The 17,000-nt window shown below is 50.5% G+C and carries 12 protein-coding genes and 1 other RNA gene; 10 read left to right on the forward strand and 3 right to left on the reverse strand.

Annotation, left to right across the window (positions count from 1 at the left end; translation table 11 throughout):
• The first annotated feature begins 56 nt into the window (after positions 1–56).
• The 7 genes from HMPREF1207_RS14535 (at position 57) to HMPREF1207_RS14565 (ending at position 11,811) form a co-directional block, all read left to right on the forward strand.
• Positions 57–782: a M50 family metallopeptidase gene (locus tag HMPREF1207_RS14535; protein WP_009674537.1), complete on the forward strand. Its 726-nt coding sequence runs from the start codon at positions 57–59 to the stop codon at positions 780–782.
• A gap of 183 nt (positions 783–965) precedes the next feature.
• Positions 966–1,202 carry a preprotein translocase subunit SecG gene (gene secG, locus HMPREF1207_RS14540; RefSeq protein WP_009674538.1) on the forward strand — a complete coding sequence of 79 codons (237 nt, stop codon included), beginning with the start codon at positions 966–968 and terminating at the stop codon, positions 1,200–1,202.
• A 515-nt stretch (positions 1,203–1,717) separates the two neighbouring features.
• The gene (rnr, locus tag HMPREF1207_RS14545) at positions 1,718–4,657 is read left to right on the forward strand and encodes a ribonuclease R (protein WP_231392143.1); all 2,940 of its coding nucleotides are present in this window, start codon (positions 1,718–1,720) and stop codon (positions 4,655–4,657) included.
• A 426-nt stretch (positions 4,658–5,083) separates the two neighbouring features.
• Complete coding sequence (gene smpB, locus HMPREF1207_RS14550; RefSeq protein ID WP_009674535.1) at positions 5,084–5,563, forward strand: SsrA-binding protein SmpB; 480 nt, start codon at positions 5,084–5,086, stop codon at positions 5,561–5,563.
• A gap of 164 nt (positions 5,564–5,727) precedes the next feature.
• Positions 5,728–6,093: a transfer-messenger RNA gene (gene ssrA / locus HMPREF1207_RS28820) on the forward strand.
• Between the two features lie 154 nt (positions 6,094–6,247).
• Positions 6,248–6,424: a hypothetical protein gene (locus tag HMPREF1207_RS29280; RefSeq protein WP_009674531.1), complete on the forward strand. Its 177-nt coding sequence runs from the start codon at positions 6,248–6,250 to the stop codon at positions 6,422–6,424.
• Between the two features lie 89 nt (positions 6,425–6,513).
• The gene (locus tag HMPREF1207_RS14565; protein WP_231392086.1) at positions 6,514–11,811 is read left to right on the forward strand and encodes an S-layer homology domain-containing protein; all 5,298 of its coding nucleotides are present in this window, start codon (positions 6,514–6,516) and stop codon (positions 11,809–11,811) included.
• Between the two features lie 713 nt (positions 11,812–12,524).
• On the opposite strand, the gene HMPREF1207_RS14570 is transcribed toward HMPREF1207_RS14565, so the two are convergent.
• Together HMPREF1207_RS14570 and HMPREF1207_RS29285 are read right to left on the reverse strand one after the other, a co-directional pair.
• Positions 12,525–13,043 carry a hypothetical protein gene (locus tag HMPREF1207_RS14570; protein WP_016423765.1) on the reverse strand — a complete coding sequence of 173 codons (519 nt, stop codon included), beginning with the start codon at positions 13,041–13,043 and terminating at the stop codon, positions 12,525–12,527.
• A complete protein-coding gene (locus HMPREF1207_RS29285) occupies positions 13,024–13,419 on the reverse strand; it encodes a hypothetical protein (protein ID WP_138918234.1) in 396 nt (131 codons plus the stop codon). The genes HMPREF1207_RS14570 and HMPREF1207_RS29285 overlap by 20 nt, the downstream gene beginning before the upstream one ends.
• A gap of 121 nt (positions 13,420–13,540) precedes the next feature.
• On the opposite strand from HMPREF1207_RS29285, the gene HMPREF1207_RS14575 reads away from it, so the two are divergent.
• Positions 13,541–13,885 (forward strand): hypothetical protein, encoded by a 345-nt coding sequence (locus tag HMPREF1207_RS14575; RefSeq protein WP_036740127.1) that lies wholly within the window; start codon positions 13,541–13,543, stop codon positions 13,883–13,885.
• Positions 13,886–14,621: 736 nt separating this feature from the next.
• A complete protein-coding gene (locus tag HMPREF1207_RS14580; protein WP_016423767.1) occupies positions 14,622–15,578 on the forward strand; it encodes a 5'-nucleotidase in 957 nt (318 codons plus the stop codon).
• Between the two features lie 205 nt (positions 15,579–15,783).
• On the opposite strand, the gene HMPREF1207_RS28505 is transcribed toward HMPREF1207_RS14580, so the two are convergent.
• Complete coding sequence (locus tag HMPREF1207_RS28505) at positions 15,784–16,173, reverse strand: DUF3888 domain-containing protein (protein WP_050803035.1); 390 nt, start codon at positions 16,171–16,173, stop codon at positions 15,784–15,786.
• 535 nt (positions 16,174–16,708) lie between these two features.
• Here HMPREF1207_RS28505 and HMPREF1207_RS30785 point away from each other — a divergent pair.
• Positions 16,709–16,951: a heterocycloanthracin/sonorensin family bacteriocin gene (locus tag HMPREF1207_RS30785; protein WP_138918233.1), complete on the forward strand. Its 243-nt coding sequence runs from the start codon at positions 16,709–16,711 to the stop codon at positions 16,949–16,951.
• Positions 16,952–17,000 lie beyond the last annotated feature (49 nt).

Below are 17,000 nucleotides of genomic sequence, written 5' to 3' on the forward strand. Positions count from 1 at the left end.
AAACCTTTCACAAAGTGAATGATTTAGCCTTTTAAACGTCGGGGAGGGTTATGAATATGAGTGCTTGGGTAAAAACGATTTTGTTGTTAATCGGTTCGGCCTTGTTAACTCAGTTCATCCCTTTCTCGGCCTATTTCCGCAACCTGGACACCATGGTCCATGAGTTCGGGCACGCAGCCGTGACGATGATCCTGTCGGGAAAAGTCATGGCTATCGTGCTCAATGCCGATCACAGCGGGGTTACTTACTCGTCGGTCAGCGGCTCGTGGAAACTCCTGCCGATTTCAATCGCAGGCTATGTGACGGCGTCCTTGTTTGCGGTTTTTCTTTTCTGGGCGTATGCCCGGGGGAAGCAAAGACTAGGACTCCAGATAACGACGGTGATCGCCGTGCTGTCTTTGGTGTTGTTCGTACGCAATGAATTCGGCGTGGGCTGGTTGATCGGCTTCATCGCGCTGAACATCATTGTGCTCGCTTTTACGAGCGGGTTTATCCGCAACGCCTATTATCTGCTCGTCGCCTTCCTTTGTCTGGAGGAGTCGGTCTACGGGCCGCTGACGCTAGCCCTGCTGGCAGCAGGTAATCCGAACAAAGCGGGAGACGCAACGAATCTGGCTTCCATTACGCCTGTACCCGCTCTGATCTGGGGCGTTGTTTTCCTGATTTTCTCTCTCTGGTGCGCCAAAGCGGCCATTCAGTATTTTCTGGGCGGAGATGCAAACAGGCGAAGGAAAGCCCGAAGGTCCGAAAGAGCCTACCCGATGGGGCCGGGTGAACGGTAACCCTGTCGTTAAATCGCAATAAACGACCCGCTGGATGGAAGCTCTGTTCCGTCGGCGGGTTTTCTTTTATAAAGCGGGGAAAATAAGTGAGGTTGTCCAACCAGAATCTTGCAGAAAAAGGCCTTTTATGATAGACTTTTTATGCACATTCTAAAAATAAGAACATGCTAATGAGGTGTCGAATTGGTTATCCTGTTAAAAGTTTTGTTGGTTATCGCCTCGCTGGGCTTAATTGTAACGGTATTACTACAAAAGGGTAAAAGTGCGGGACTTTCCGGTGCGATCAGCGGCGGTGCCGAGCATCTGTTCGGCAAAACGAAAGCTAGAGGCATGGACCTGGTTCTGGCCCGGATTACCGTGGTTTTGGCGGCTATTTTTATTGTATTGACGGTCATCGTGGCCTACGTAGTGAAGTATTAACAACTGAACAGACGGTGCACATAAATTGCAAACAGCAGGGGGAAGCTACTCCTGCTGTTTTTTCATGGCGTTTTGCCGATTGTGGATGCATCGAGGGACGCAGCGGTGAAAAGAATTGATTTGTTTATGTTTTTGTCTTTTCAGGATATACTGGTTAGTAACTTGCACCTGCTTGTCAACCGGTTAAATGTGGGTCTCGCCGGGAACCGTGAGGAATGATAAGGCAGAAGCTTAAACGAATCAACGACCGGAAAGCTGCAAGAAGACCCAACGAAGGCACACCCGTTACCCGCGGTCGTACAGGCCGATAGGGACACTCGCACACAATCATACATCCGCCAGACCGAGATGCCCCGGAGGCAGGGGGAAAAGCGGAAGAACAGGCACCTGGAAATTCCCTTGATGTCCCGGAAACGGGTAGAGGATGCGATTTGCAGCAGCGGCTAAGCCTGTTCAAAGAAATGGTTATCGGGTATGAATACGGAGAAGCTCAACCTAATAAGAAGGTGACAACTATGGTGACAGAGCAGGATATATTAAATTTTATGCACGAGAATGCGTACAAGCCGATGACGTACCAGGAGCTTGAAAAGCATTTCGGCATTGAGAGCGCTGCGGGATTCAAAGATTTCGTCAAGCTGCTTAACGACTTGGAGCAATCCGGACACGTGCTGCGCACGCGCAACGACCGTTACGGAGTGCCGGAACGGATGAATCTCATCCGCGGCCGGCTGCAGGCCCATCCCAAAGGATTCGGATTCTTGATTCCGGACGACCGGGATCACCCCGACGTGTACATTCATGCCAATGATATGAATACGGCAATGAATAATGACATTATTCTCGTCCGCGTTACGAGCAAAGGCGCCGCCGGAGGCAAGCTCGAGGGGGAAGTGGACCGCGTCGTCACACGCGCCAACACGAGAATCGTGGGAACGTTCCAGAATCACGAAAGCTACGGGTTCGTCGTTCCGGATGACAAGCGTGTGCAACGGGATATTTTTATTCCGAAAAACGCTTTCCTCGGTGCGGCAGACGGACAGAAGGTCGTCGTTAACATTGTCCAGTATCCCGAGGGCCGCGCGGCTGCCCAGGGCGAAGTGATCGAAATTCTCGGTCACAAGGACGACCCCGGTGTGGACATTTTGTCTATCATCCGCAAGTTCCAGCTTCCGGAAGCGTTCAGCGAAGAAGTGATCGGGGAAGCGGAAAGTGTGCCGGACTCCATCACGGAAGAGGAAATTGTCAGCCAGAAGCGCCGGGATCTGCGCGGTAAACGCATCGTGACCATCGACGGCGAGGATGCAAAGGATCTCGATGATGCCGTAAACGTGGAACGGCTGCCGAACGGCAACTACCTGCTGGGCGTCCACATTGCGGACGTAAGCTACTATGTAACGGAAAATTCCGCACTGGACCGCGAAGCCTACAACCGCGGCTGTTCGGTGTATCTGGTGGACCGGGTCATTCCGATGCTGCCGCACCGGCTGTCCAACGGAATCTGCTCGCTCAACCCGCAGGTAGACCGCCTGACTATGTCCTGCGAGATGGAGTTCGATGCCGAGCTTAACGTGGTGAGGCACGACATTTTTACGAGCGTGATCAAAACAAGCGAAAGAATGACCTATAACAACGTCCGCAAGCTGCTGACCGAGGAAGAGCCCGATGCGGACCTTCTGGAGCGTTACGGCTACCTGGTGGATGATTTCAAACTGATGGAAGAGCTCGCCATGAAGCTGCGCAACCGGCGTATTCAGCGCGGCGCGATCGATTTCGATTTCCAGGAATCGAAAATCATTGTCGACAAGGACGGAACCCCGGTCGATATCGTCAAGCGTGAGCGTTCCATCGCGGAAATGATCATCGAAGAGTTTATGCTGGCGGCCAACGAAACGGTTGCCGAGCACTTCCATTGGCTGAAGGTGCCGTTCCTGTACCGGATTCACGAAGACCCGGATGCGGAGAAGCTGGCGCATTTCATGGAGTTCATTACGAATTTCGGCTACGTCGTACGCGGACGGGGCAATACCGTGCACCCGCGCGCGCTCCAGTCTCTTCTTGAAGAGATCAAAGGGACGAAGGAGGAGACCGTCATCAGTACGGTGATGCTCCGTTCCATGAAGCAGGCCCGTTACGATTCCAACAGCATCGGGCATTTCGGTCTGGCGGCGGAGTTCTATTCCCACTTTACGTCTCCGATCCGGCGTTATCCGGATTTGATCATTCACCGTGTGATCCGGGAAGTGCTGGAAAACGATGGTGCTCTGACCGATAAGCGCAGCGAATATTTGCGCGGACGGATGGACGATATCGCCGAGCAGTCCTCCCAGCGGGAGCGTGTGGCCGTTGATGCCGAGCGTGAAACCGATGCGCTGAAAAAAGCGGAGTTCATGCTGGATAAAGTCGGTGAGGAATTCGAGGGCATTATTTCGAGCGTGACGAGCTTCGGTATCTTTGTGGAGCTGGAGAACACGGTCGAGGGCCTGATCCGCCTGAGCGACATGACGGACGATTACTATCACTATCACGAGATGCAGCATGCCCTTATCGGAGAACGCACGTCGAAAATTTACCGGATCGGCGACGAAGTTAAAGTCCGTGTAGGCCGGGTCAATATGGACGAGAAAACCATCGACTTTGAAATGGTGGATATGAAACCCCGGTCCAACAAGTTCAGTATGCTCGACCGAAGCAAGTCCGGCGGCCGCGGCGGCCAGAAGAAGCGCGTCGCAGGCGGACGTCCTGTCAAAGGAGGACGCGGTAAAGACCGCGGCCGTGTGCGGGATGTCATCGTGAAGCCCGGTACGCCGGGTGGAACAGCCGGTGCTGCCGATGCGGCAGCGGCAGGAGCATCCGAGGGCGGCGGAACCAAGCGCCGCAGGCGGAAGAAGAAAGGCGCGTCGGGTGAAGCGCCGCTCGGAATCACACCTGCAGCGGCACCGGGCGGCACGCCGTCTGAGGACGGCAGCTTGTCCCAGGAGGCTCAGGGAGCCGGCAGAGGACGTAAGCGCCGCAAGGGAGGCAATCCGGCTGCAGCGCCCGATACAGGCCGTGAGAACGGACTTGTGACCGAGTCCGGCGAGAATGGCGGCGGACGGCGCCGGAAGCGCAAGGGCGGCGGAGCCGAAGGCGAAGCGGCCGTAACGCCGGCTGCAGGCACGGAGGGCGGCGGCAAGCGCCGCAAAGGCGCCGCTCCGGCCCGCGGCGTCTCGCTGCGCGGTGAGTCCGGCGAAGGCGGCGGACAAGGCGGCCGCGGCCGGCGGGGACGCGAAGCGGGCGCCGGTGCGGCGTCGGGCCGCGAGAACGGCGGCCCGCGGACGGAGTCGACGTACTCCGGCAACTGGGCGTCGTCCGTAAACGCGCTGACGAAGACGGTCCGCGGCGACCGTCACACGCCCGACGGCCGCGATCCGTCCGAGCCGGGCGGGCGACGTGGTGGACGTCCGCGCCGGTAGCAAGGCGCGTGTGAGGGGCAAGCGGGGAAAGAACTGCCAACGCAGCGCAGCTGACAATCGTAAACCCGCTGTGATTTGCAATGGGCTTATGGTCCGCGCGATGATATGTAGGAATCCGCGCCCCTGACGGTTGTGGTCTGGCATACATTCCATTGGTGGATCGTACGCAGCCGGTGAGGGGGTTACCCCTTTGCATAAACAGAGCTTACATGCCTAAAAGTTAAGCCCGTTGAATTTTTACAGCGGCAAATAAATACATGAGAATTAAGGAAACGGCCCGGACATGCGCATGTCTTTTTAACGGACATGCAGTGGCCCGGGCGTTTCTTGATTTTTGGCAGGGAAGTTGCTACAATAAAGAACACTCCGCCTTTTCAAAAAGGCACGGATGGGGTATTAATAGCATGGACGACTGGAGGGATGACCGTGACCAAGAAAGCGGACGGCAAGGTGCTGGCACAGAATAAGAAAGCTTCGCATGACTACTTTATTGAAGACACTTACGAGTGCGGGCTTGTGCTGACGGGTACGGAAATCAAATCCCTGCGGAACGGCCGGGCGAATCTTTCGGATTCGTTCGCAACCATCCGCAATGCCGAAGCGTTCGTGCATAATATGCACATCAGTCCGTTTGAACAGGGAAACCGGAACAATCCGACCGATCCGACGAGAGCGAGAAAGCTGCTCCTGAAGAAAGCGGAAATCAACAAGCTGATCGGCGCTTCCAAGCAGGAAGGCTATACGCTGGTCCCGCTTAAGATTTATATCCGCAACGGCTATGCGAAACTGCTGATCGGACTCGGTAAAGGTAAGAAACAGTACGACAAGCGCGATACTGCGGCTAAACGCGATGCTCAGCGCGATATTCAGCGGGCTCTGCGTGAGAAGCAGAAGGTCGCCAGGTAACAACGTTGTTTATTAGCTGCTCCTTGCGGAGCGGGTGGGAAACCGATCCTGGACTTCCATGGATCAGCACCTGCTTTTGACGGGAAATGTGGTATAATAAAAGAGTAAGAAGAACACAGCATCCGGCTCGATGAGCCGTTGCATCCGAGTTCCTTTTCTATTACGGGGGCGTTTTTGGATTCGACGGGGGTAGTTCGAGCATGGGTAGCGGGTAGTGGGGACGCGTCCGCTTCATCAACGCTAAAGCCTATTAAACGGCAAACAACAACAAAACTACGCTTTCGCAGCTTAATAACCTGTGAGCGTGCTCCTCTCCTGTATCGCCCATGTGCCGGATGTAGGGGCTAACCTTTAGTGGGATACGCTGTCACATCTCCGCCTGGGGTGTGCTGAAGAAGACAATCAGGCTGACCTTAGCGAGAGCCGGTTACGGGGCGCTTGCTTGGGTGACATCAAACCCGTGACTACACCCGTAGAAGCTTATGTGTCGTTATCTTCGGACAGGGGTTCGACTCCCCTCGCCTCCATACACACAGCAGAAGGTCCCAGCCGAGAGGCTGGGGCCTTTTTGCTGTTTGGGGAGGCGGGAGAAGAACCCCGCGGGTTCAGTCCGCGCGGACGAAGCGAAGCGGAGGAGCACGGGATTGCAATCTACTGCTAGGGTTGTCGGCGGAGGGAAGCTACGTGAGCGGGTTGGATGAGGATTGCGATACTCCCCTCGCCTTCATACACATGATGAGGCATCATGAACGATTTACGAAGCTACTGCAAGAAGAACTGGGAACAACTCCGTTAAGATCCACGGTTCGATTATTTTCCGAGCTGTACAGCGGCAATGCCGACGATGAGTCGAAGGCGTGAGCCGCTTTTTTGTTGCTCAGAATTTGTTCAGAATGATGTGATATGGTCAAACGGGCTAAAGTATGAGACTTGGGGAAGGAAGATGAAAGTTGCTGAATAAAGGAAAAACAGCAAGGAAATTCAATACGAATTTTCCTGCTTGGAGGCAAATGGCTTTTAAGATCATTCGACTAAAATTGTCGTTTTTGTTGCTGTTTAGCACATTTATGTCGATCAATTGGGGGATAGAAGCAAATGCAGCACCTGTAACGAGTTCCCTTGATAATTGGTACGTACGGTCTACGGGACAAAATATAAATAGCGTTGCATATGGCAATGGCACGTATGTGGCGGTGGGGCAAGCTGGAACGATCTTAACCTCCAGTGACGGAATGAGCTGGATGACACACTCGTCGGGCACTAGAGATCTTCTTAGCGTCATTTACGTTGACGGTATGTATATGGCGGTGGGGGCAGCTGGAACGATTTTGACCTCCAGTGACGGAGTGAGCTGGATGGTCCGCACGTCGGGAACCACGAATGATCTTCGTAGAGTCACCTACGGCAACGGCACGTATGTGGCGGTGGGGCAAGTTGGAACGATCTTGACCTCCAGTGACGGAGAGAACTGGACGAGCCGCGCGTCGGGCACCACGCAATATCTTTTTGACGTCAGCTACTCCAACGGCACGTATATGGCGGTGGGAGCAGTTGGAACGATATTGACCTCCAGCGATGGAGCGAGCTGGATGAGCCGCGCGTCGGGAACCACGAATGGCCTATATGGTGTCAACTACGTCAACGGCACGTATGTGGTGGTGGGGTTAGGTGGAAAGATCTTAACCTCCAGCGACGGAGCGAACTGGACCAGCCGCACGTCGGGAACCACGAACAATCTTATTAGCGTCGCTTACGGCAACGGCACGTATGTGGCGGTGGGGGTAAGTGGAACGGTATTGACCTCCAGTGACGGCGTAAGCTGGATGACCCGCATGTCGGGCACCACAAATCATCTTGTTGGTGTCAGCTACGTCAATGGCATGTATATGGCAACGGGGGCAGGTGGAACAATCTTGACCTCCAGTGACGGCGTGAGCTGGACGAGATCCATGTCGGGTGCTACCTTGAATCCTCTTTACGGCGTCAGCCATGGTAACGGCACGTATGTGGCGGTGGGGTTAGGTGGAGCGATAGTGACCTCCAGTGACGGAGCGAGCTGGACCAGCCGCACGTCGGGCACTACGTTTCCTTTCTATGGCGTCAGCTACGGCAACGGTACGTATGTGGCGGTGGGGTATGGTGGAAGGATAGTGAACTCCAGTGACGGAGCGGGCTGGACGAGCCGCACGTCGGGCGTCACGAATAATCTTTCTAGCGTCAGCTACGGCAATGGCACGTATGTGGCGGTGGGGGCAAGCGGAACGATATTGACCTCCAGTGACGCAGCGAATTGGACGAGCAGTACATCGGGCGTTACGAATGATCTATGGAACATTACTTACATCAACGGTACGTATTTTGCGGTGGGAGCAAGTGGAACGATCTTGACCTCTAGTGACGGAGCGAGTTGGACGAGACAAACGTCGGGCACTACGAATATTCTTTACGCCGTCAGCTACTACAACGGCACGTATGTGGCAGTGGGAGCAGGTGGAACGATATTGACCTCCGGTGACGGAGTGAGCTGGGCGGGCCAAACGTCGAGCACCTCGAATGAACTTCGTGGCGTCGGCTACGTCAACGGCACGTTTGTTGTGGTGGGGTTAGGCGGAACGATATTGACCTCCAGTGACGGGGTGAGCTGGACGGGGCGCGTGTCGGGTACCTCGAATGCTCTTTATGGTATCACCTACGGCAACGACACATATGTGGTGGTGGGATCAGGTGGAATGATTTTGCAATCACCAACAATAGCCGCGCTGACCAACGCGGCCACGCCGGGCATTGCTACACAGCCGACGGGCGCAACGGTTAACGAAGGCGACAGCAGCCCGACCTTGAGCGCAGCGGCCAGCGCAAGCGACGGCGGAACGCTGACCTACCAGTGGTACAGCAATGCGGCGAACAGCACGAACGGCGGCACAGCGATCGTGGGTGCAACAAGCGCAAGCTATGCCGCGCCGACAACACCGGTCGGCACGACCTACTACTATGTTGTCGTGACGAATACGAACAACAGCGCGAGCGGCACGAAGACGGCAACGGCAACGAGCAACATCGCTGCGGTCACGGTGAACGCGCTGACCAACGCGGCCACGCCGGGCATTAACACGCAGCCGACGGGCGCCACGGTAAACGAAGGCGACAGCAGCCCGACCTTAATCGTAGCAGCCAGCGTAAGCGACGGCGGAACGCTGACCTACCAGTGGTACAGCAATGCGGCGAACAGCACGAACGGCGGCACAGCGATCGTGGGAGCAACAAGCGCAAGCTATGCCGCGCCGACGACACAGGTCGGCACGACCTACTACTATGTTGTCGTGACGAACACGAACAACGGCGTGAGCGGCACGAAGACGGCAACGGCAACGAGCAGCATCGCTGCGGTCGCGGTGAACGCGCTGACCAACGCGGCCACGCCGGGCATTGATACGCAGCCGACGGGCGCCACGGTAAACGAAGGCGACAGCAGCCCGGCCTTGAGCGTAGCAGCCAGCGTAAGCGACGGCGGAGTGCTGTCCTACCAGTGGTACAGCAATACGGCGAACAGCACGAGCGGGGGCACAGCGATCGGCGGCGCAACAAGCGCAGCCTATGCCGCGCCGACGACACCGGCAGGCACGACCTACTACTATGTTGTCGTGACGAATACGAACAACGGCGTGAGCGGCACGAAGACGGCAACGGCAACGAGCAGCATCGCTGCGGTCGCGGTGAATGCGCTGACCAACGCGGCCACACCGGGCATTGATACGCAGCCGACGGGCGCCACGGTAAACGAAGGCGATAGCAGCCCGACCTTGAGCGCAGCAGCCAGCGTAAGCGACGGCGGAGTGCTGTCCTACCAGTGGTACAGCAATACGGCGAACAGCACGAACAGCGGCACGACGATCGTGGGTGCAACAAGCGCAAGCTATGCCGCACCGACGACACCGGTCGGCACGACCTACTACTATGTTGTCGTGACGAATACGAACAACAGCGTGAGCGGCACGAAGACGGCAACGGCAACGAGCAGCATTGCTGCGGTCACGGTGAACATCGCGCCTACCTATGCGATTGCTCCTATTACTAATCAAACGTTAACTGCACTTACTCAAGGTTACGCTCCGGGTACCCAAGAGACAAAAACCATCCATGTAACAAATACCGGTACGAGCGATATATCCAATCTGTCGGCAACGGTTAGCGGCAATCATGCTAGCGATTTTGTGATTACGCAACCAAGTGCGACTTTAATAAACGGAGCGGCTCCGACAAGCTTTACGGTTAAAGCGAAAGACGGCTTGCCAGCCGGCACCTATACCGCAACGTTAACGTTATCGGCAACTCATATGACGGGTGTGACGTTTACAGTGACACAAACTGTGAACTTGCCGAACGCTCTCGCGAATCCGCAAAATCTTGTGGCTACCGGAGGAGACCGTGAGGTTACACTAAATTGGGATACGGTAACGGGAGCGACGTATTACAACATTTATATAGCGACTGATTCAAGTCAGTTTAGTAACGCTTCAGTTGTTACCGTCACTTCCTCTACCTACCATGTACAAAACTTGCTAAACGGCACGACCTATTTCTTTACGGTGAAAGCAGGTAATTCAGGAGGCATGAGTGGGGAATCGAATCAGGCAAACGCAACTCCAGCAACTGTTCCGGCAGCACCAACGAATGTTTCGGCAGTAGCTGGAAACGGAGAAGCCACCGTTACCTTTACGGCTCCAACCGATAACGGAGGAAGTGCGATTACGGGGTATGAAGTAACAGCTTCATCAGGGAATGTAGTCGTAACAGGAGCAGCAAGCCCGATTGTTATTACAGGTTTGAGGAATGGAACAAGCTATACGTTTACGGTGAAAGCGATCAATGGTGTAGGAAAAAGTGTACCTTCCGCTAATACGAATGCGGTCATTCCGCAAACGCCATCCAGTGGCAGCACGGGCTCTAACGATACGCCATCCGCGCCTAGTACTCCAACAACACCGGAGAAAACGAATGCTGATGTGGATATACTTGTCAACGGTAAAGTGGAGAATGCGGGGACCGTAACGAGAACCCAACGAAACGGTCAAACCCTAACAACCGTGTTTGTTGATCAGAAAAAGCTGGAGGACAAGCTCGCGGCGGAAGGTCAAAATGCTGTGGTTGCGATTCTAGTAAACCATAAATCCGATGTGGTCGTTGGCTCACTGAACGGTCAGATGGTGAAAAACATGGAGGACAAGCAAGCTGTTCTTGAGATCAAAACCGATCGTGCGACCTATACGATTCCGGCGCAACAAATCAATATTAACACCCTATCCGAACAAGTCGGCAAGTCGGTAGCCTTGCAAGACATTCAGGTTCAAATCGAAATCGCAGCACCAACAACAGATACGGTGAAAGTTATTGAGAACGCGGCAGCCAAGGGAACGTTCACGCTTGTCGCACCGCCGCTAAACTTTACGGTGAAAGGCACCTACGGAGATAAGACTATCGAAGTATCGAAGTTCAATGCCTATGTAAAACGAACTATTGCGATTCCAGATGGTGTTGATCCCGGCAAGATTACCACAGGGATTGTTGTTGAAACGGACGGAACCGTTCGTCATGTACCGACCAAGATTGTCGTGATTGGCGGCAAATATTACGCCCAAATCAACAGCTTGACGAATAGCACGTATTCTCTCGTCTGGCATCCGCTCGAATTTAGAGATGTGGCGAATCATTGGGCAAAACAAGCAGTGGACGACATGGGATCGCGGATGGTCATCGATGGTACGGGCAACGGTATGTTCAGCCCTGACCGCGATATTACCCGCGCTGAGTTTGCAGCCGTCATTGTTCGCGGATTGGGACTCAAGCCGGAGAATGGAGCAACACCATTCTCGGATGTAAAATCGACAGATTGGTATAGCAGTGTTGTCAATACTGCTTATGCGTATGACTTGATCAGCGGTTTTGAAGATGGCACTTTCCGTCCGATGGACAGGATTACGCGGGAACAGGCGATGGTTGTCCTCTCCAAAGCGATGACGATCACTAGACTGAAAGCCGAGCGTTCTGTTCAATCGACAGACGTAATACTTCGTCCTTATGGAGATACGGCAGCAGTATCTGCATGGGCGCTGAGCAGCGTCGCGGACAATGTACAGGCTGGCATTGTATCAGGAAGAAGCGGCAATGAGCTTGCGCCAAAGGATTACATTACTAGGGCTGAGGTTTCCAAAATTATTCAGGGACTTTTGCAAAAATCCGGCCTGATTTAAGCCAGGGAACGACAGCAGACGCTTATGGAACGACTCCGGTTGCTACGTTTAGCAGTGTAACTTACTGCGTAACGGGGCTGGCAAACGGTAAAACCCTATTATTGCAGTCAAAGCGAACTACGCGGGAGCCAGCAATGGCTGTTGCAACGAAGCAAGCGCAACGTCCGGATCCAGCAATACGAATCTGAGCAGTCTGACATTAGTGAGTGGTACTTTAGGAGATTTAGGTTAAGCTGCCTCCCCAAACATCCTGAGCATCACGCGGCGACGAATTGTGGATTTATCAAGCTATGGCTCGCCTCCATACACACAGCAGAAAGGCCCTAACCGAGAGACCGGGGCCTTTTTGCTGTTCCGCGTAGAGGAGGAGAAGCCCGCGGGTCCAGTCCGCGCGGACGGAGCGAAGCGAAGGAGCACGGGATTGCAATCAACCGCTGGAATTGTCCGCGTAGGGGTACTGCGTGAGCAGGTTGGATAGAGTTCTTCGTAGACGATCACCTTTTCCACATGGCTGCCGATGAACTTCTAGATTTCAGGAACCTGACCTACAGATGTGTAATTCTCTCCCCTCACCTGCAATGCGGAATAGCTACAACTGGCGATCCTATTGCTGCTGAGGAGGGACCTTTACGACAAACGCCAAAAAGCATCGTTCAAGGATCTCCTTTTTGGATTCTTAAACGATGCTTCTTGTTAAATAGAGCTCGACCGATTTAAATTAAATCATTTTTGTGCAAAACGTTTAAATAAAATTCATATGCGGGATTCCCTATGTAACCTTCTTCTGGTGGAATACCCTTAAGTATGATCAATTCATCTAACATTTTTTCGCTTAAACCTTGTATAGTAAACGAAGAAATATACTCCCTATCTGTACTTTCGAGTACTAGTTGGAGGAACTTTCCTTCTTGAATATCTCTCCAGAGTAACTCAGATTCCGTAATCTCAGAATTTGATATTGGCTCATTAGCATTACACTGCCGAATCTCAGCGTGCATACTCCGTTCATTATCATTAAAGAGAGCAGAAAGAATTTTACTATCATTTACCCTGTAACACTTCATGATGTTATCATAGTTAACAAGGGGATCTTTCTTCAAATCGTCAACTATTTCTTTATCGATCTCGATTGTGTTATATTTGTCTCTAAGTATTTTCTCCGCATCTTTCAATGAATACCTGAATGGCAATTTGGATTTCTTTAAAAGCTTATCAAGTTCTTCTATTCGCATAAGATTCCCCATTAAAAGAAAGATGTCCACCCACTCTGTTCCATGTATGATAGTGAGTGTAGTAAAAATTACCAGGTATTTGATTGAATGTTAACTCAGGGCCAACAGGAATTCTATTCCCACCAGCAACTTTCGCTACTTCTGCTGCTAATGTGGAATTGCTAGACCAAACGTCCTCTCCCCCACTTACAAACATAGGATTAACAAGTCTTCCGACAGCCTGTGGTAAAGTTAGTGAATTTCCAATCCAAAGATTTCCTTGCATAATATTAGCCATATAATGGTCATATCGATTATCGTTTCTTAAAGTCGTTGCAATTTCTGAGACTACCACATATGCTACACCACCAATAGTAACTGCTAATGCTGCTAGCAATTGCGAAAGCAACCATTCACCTATAATTACGCACATTAGGGATAAACCAAACCAGAGGTTTAATACTTTATCACCGGATTATAAATCATCAGCTACAAAATTGTTCGGACGTATTAACCAAATGACTGCAGAATCAAGCGAAGATAGAGGTACACTTTCTAGCCATGCGGTTTTAGCATTCGAAAGTCTAAGGTACCGTGATAATCTTGATGCTTTAGATAAAATCTCAGTGGAAAACTTACAGGCTTTGAGTGAAGTATTTGGTAGATTGGATGATTTAGAAGCCTTTCTTTACTATCAGATTATTAAGGAACGTATAGAGGTAATTAGAGTACTTCAAGATAAAGTAGATGCTAACGATCTAGAAAAGGTTATTCAAGAACATTTTTTCAACCACCTTTGGTTATTAGATCCTTCATGGGAAAGGGCTACAGATTCCGATTACATGGAAGAACGCATAGACTAAGTTTTTGGTGCTCTTGATGCTGACTTAAGTGACGAAGAAAGACGAGCGAGGCTAGATATTAGGTATAAAAATGTATCGTGGACTATTAGGAATTAGGTAAGCAAATAGATAAGTATAGGTCCGCTATGCAAAGAATTCTTGATGAAACAGGAGCCAAGGAATCACTTGAATTCATCTGCGTATTGGGAAAACCTATGCGAGGGTGGGAAGATTCCCGTAAAAGAGTAGAGGACGTTGCTAAACTCAAGAGTCAAGACGCACGTGTAGTACTTTATTCTGAATTAATTCGGAATGCGATGCAAGCACATATCAAAGTTATCTAAGCAGAAGCAGGGATGCAGGGCAGGTATATGATTTGATGAGAGATATTCAATCAGGGGCAAAGGTAATCGACTCAGAGCATACTATAGTAACGGATGAAGTTGCTGCTTCTTCTGAAAAATCATTGTAACCCAATTAATATGCGGAAGTTTTTATATTCTAAGCATACTAGATAATTTTTAACTCACTTAAAATTCAAGCCATCATACTCCGGCGAATTATGGTTTTGCACAGCAAAGTACCCGACTTACGTCAATGCGACGTTGAGTAGGTACTTTTTTATTTGTAAGTGGAGGGATTTGGAAGATGGAGTCGAATATTGATGTAGTATTATTTGAGATAATAATCAGCGGGAAAGGACTGGCTTTTCCCCACTGGAATTTACTATCTCACATATAACAGTGAGGGGGAGACCATGCCTTTTCCTATAGAAGATAAGTTTGTAGTAGCTGTCGCCTCAAGTGCCCTTTTTAACTTGGAGGAGTCCGACAAGGTATTTAAGGAAAAGGGAGAGGAAGAATATCGCCAATATCAACATGATCATGAACAGGATGTGCTAGAACCGGGAGTTGCTTTCCCTTTGATCAAACGTCTACTCATGATCAACGGTGATGATCCAGCCGGCCAACCGGTTGAGGTCGTGCTATTGTCGAGGAATGATCCCGATACGGGTCTTCGTGTTTTCAAATCTATTCAACATTATGGACTTTCGATATCTCGTGCTGCATTCGTTGCAGGATCGAATCCATTCATTTACATGAATGCATTTAACGCTTCATTATTTCTTTCGGCAGATCCTAACGATGTGCGATCTGCCATCGAAATGGGTTTGCCAGCCGCCCAGGTGTTTCCTACTGGATTTATTGATGATGAGAAAGAGTTGGAACTTCGGATTGCGTTTGACTTTGATGGTATCATTGCAGACGATTCAGCGGAAGGGATCTATCAGGCTCTTGGAATGGAAGGCTTTCATGAGAATGAGAGGCAAAAGGCAAGCGAAGCTCTGCCACCCGGACCGCTTTTTAAATTTTTTGGTGAAATAGCCACTCTTCAGCGCCGTGAGTGGAAAAAAAAGCAGAAGGATAATGCTTATTCCCCGCGTGTCCGGATAGCTATAGTAACTGCTAGAAATGCACCTGCACATGAACGCGTAGTAACGACACTAAGAACTCTTGGTATACTAGTTGATGAAGCTTTCTTCCTTGGTGGAATAGAGAAGGGGAGAGTATTAAAGGTATTTCGTCCTCATATCTTTTTCGACGATCAGGTAGGTCATATTGAGGGAGTGTCGAGTGTTTCTCCAACCGCACATGTTCCTTTTGGGGTTGCTAATAAGATTAAATCGCTGACGCCACCTCCCCAAACATCCTAACTAATACACTGCGGCGAATTGTGGTTTGCATAGCCATGGCTCGCCTCCATCAAACAGCAAAAGGTGCTAGCCGAGAGGCTGTGTGGCTTGAAACATAATTTTGCCACTGCGGCAAGGAGATGCTTCCAATCACTCGCGGCTTAGAGTAAGAAAAAACCTCCATGATCGTTTATAACGATTTTTGGAGGTTTTTTATTTATTGTACTTAATTGCATATTGGCCAATCTTTTCTTTTATCTTTATGCTCAAATTTTATTACATGTATTTTCCCTCCCGAAATATCCAATGTAAGAATGTCGTCTCCATATGGAGGGTTGTGGGCTCCTTCAAAGGTAGTCACTGCAACTTTACAAATGAAGTCGAACCCACCTTGTGTTTTTCTTTCCAGACTTACGACTTTTGCATCGTAAAGTTCGAACTGTTTAAGTTTGCCATAATAACCAGTCAGAGCATTGCCAATTGCAGGTGCAATAGTTGCTAAAAATGCATCGGTAATATTATGTTCTGAAGCCTTTAGCGGCTCCGCAGAAACCGGTGAAGGCAAAAACATAATGCTGAGAACGCACATCAATAGAAGCTTGGGTATTTTTTTCACGCTCTAATCATTCCCAATATAAGATCTCCGCTATAATATAATTCCCAGTTTATTAACTTCTATAGGATTTCACGCAAAATAATTTGTTGCTTCACCGATAGTCATTAAACAACCCCTTTCAATCTTTGAATTCGCATGGGCTCGCGGCAACGATATGGTTCCAGTCAAAGGAGCCTTGTCACTGTAATGGTGGCAGGCTCCTTTTTGTATTTCCCTGCATGACTCCGTTCAGCCGGAAAGCTTTTTTTATTATTCCTGTCTCAGCTAACACGGAGAAGCGATTTTCAATGGACGAAGAAAAATAAATATACAGGCATTTAGATCAGTAACAAGAGCGGAGCTCGATTCATATGTTGTCATGAAGTATTAGAATTGGCGGATCACGTCAGGGCAATTGTTTTTCGCAAAAACACCGTCGTGCTTTGAAAAGGACAACGAAGTCGTTTCTACTTGATTGTCTTGGTTTCTGTTCTTCTTGCCAGTGCCGGTTTATGCGCCAATCAAATTGTTTATAAAAAATGGAGGTAATATTATTATGAACGATTTCAAAAATGATTTAGCGAAATTGAATGTTTCCCAATTTACGGCGAGTGAGACGACTCCTTGGAACGCTCAAAACGAACAATCGGCTCGTTTATGCTTCTTCAACTGTTTCAATTGTTTCAGGTGTTTCAATTGTTTCAACTGTTCCAGTTGTTTCAATTGCTCCAGTTGCTTCAGGTGTTCCAATTGTCACAACTGCTCCAATTGTCACAACTGTCACCGTGGAGGACAATAAGGTATTTATTGCCGATAAGTAAATATTTGTGTCCCATATTACTTATTTC

It is taken from the genome of Paenibacillus sp. HGH0039 (genome assembly GCF_000411255.1).
Lineage (GTDB): Bacteria > Bacillota > Bacilli > Paenibacillales > NBRC-103111 > Paenibacillus_F.

What these genes read in the sequence shown, in the direction of transcription:
- HMPREF1207_RS14535 (WP_009674537.1), top strand. Translation starts at nt 57, where the DNA reads ATGAGTGCTTGGGTAAAAACGATTTTGTTGTTAATCGGTTCGGCCTTG.
- HMPREF1207_RS14580 (WP_016423767.1), top strand. Translation starts at nt 14,622, where the DNA reads ATGCCTTTTCCTATAGAAGATAAGTTTGTAGTAGCTGTCGCCTCAAGT.
- HMPREF1207_RS30785 (WP_138918233.1), top strand. Translation starts at nt 16,709, where the DNA reads ATGAACGATTTCAAAAATGATTTAGCGAAATTGAATGTTTCCCAATTT.
- HMPREF1207_RS14575 (WP_036740127.1), top strand. Translation starts at nt 13,541, where the DNA reads ATGACTGCAGAATCAAGCGAAGATAGAGGTACACTTTCTAGCCATGCG.
- HMPREF1207_RS14570 (WP_016423765.1), bottom strand. Translation starts at nt 13,043, where the DNA reads ATGCGAATAGAAGAACTTGATAAGCTTTTAAAGAAATCCAAATTGCCA.
- rnr (WP_231392143.1), top strand. Translation starts at nt 1,718, where the DNA reads ATGGTGACAGAGCAGGATATATTAAATTTTATGCACGAGAATGCGTAC.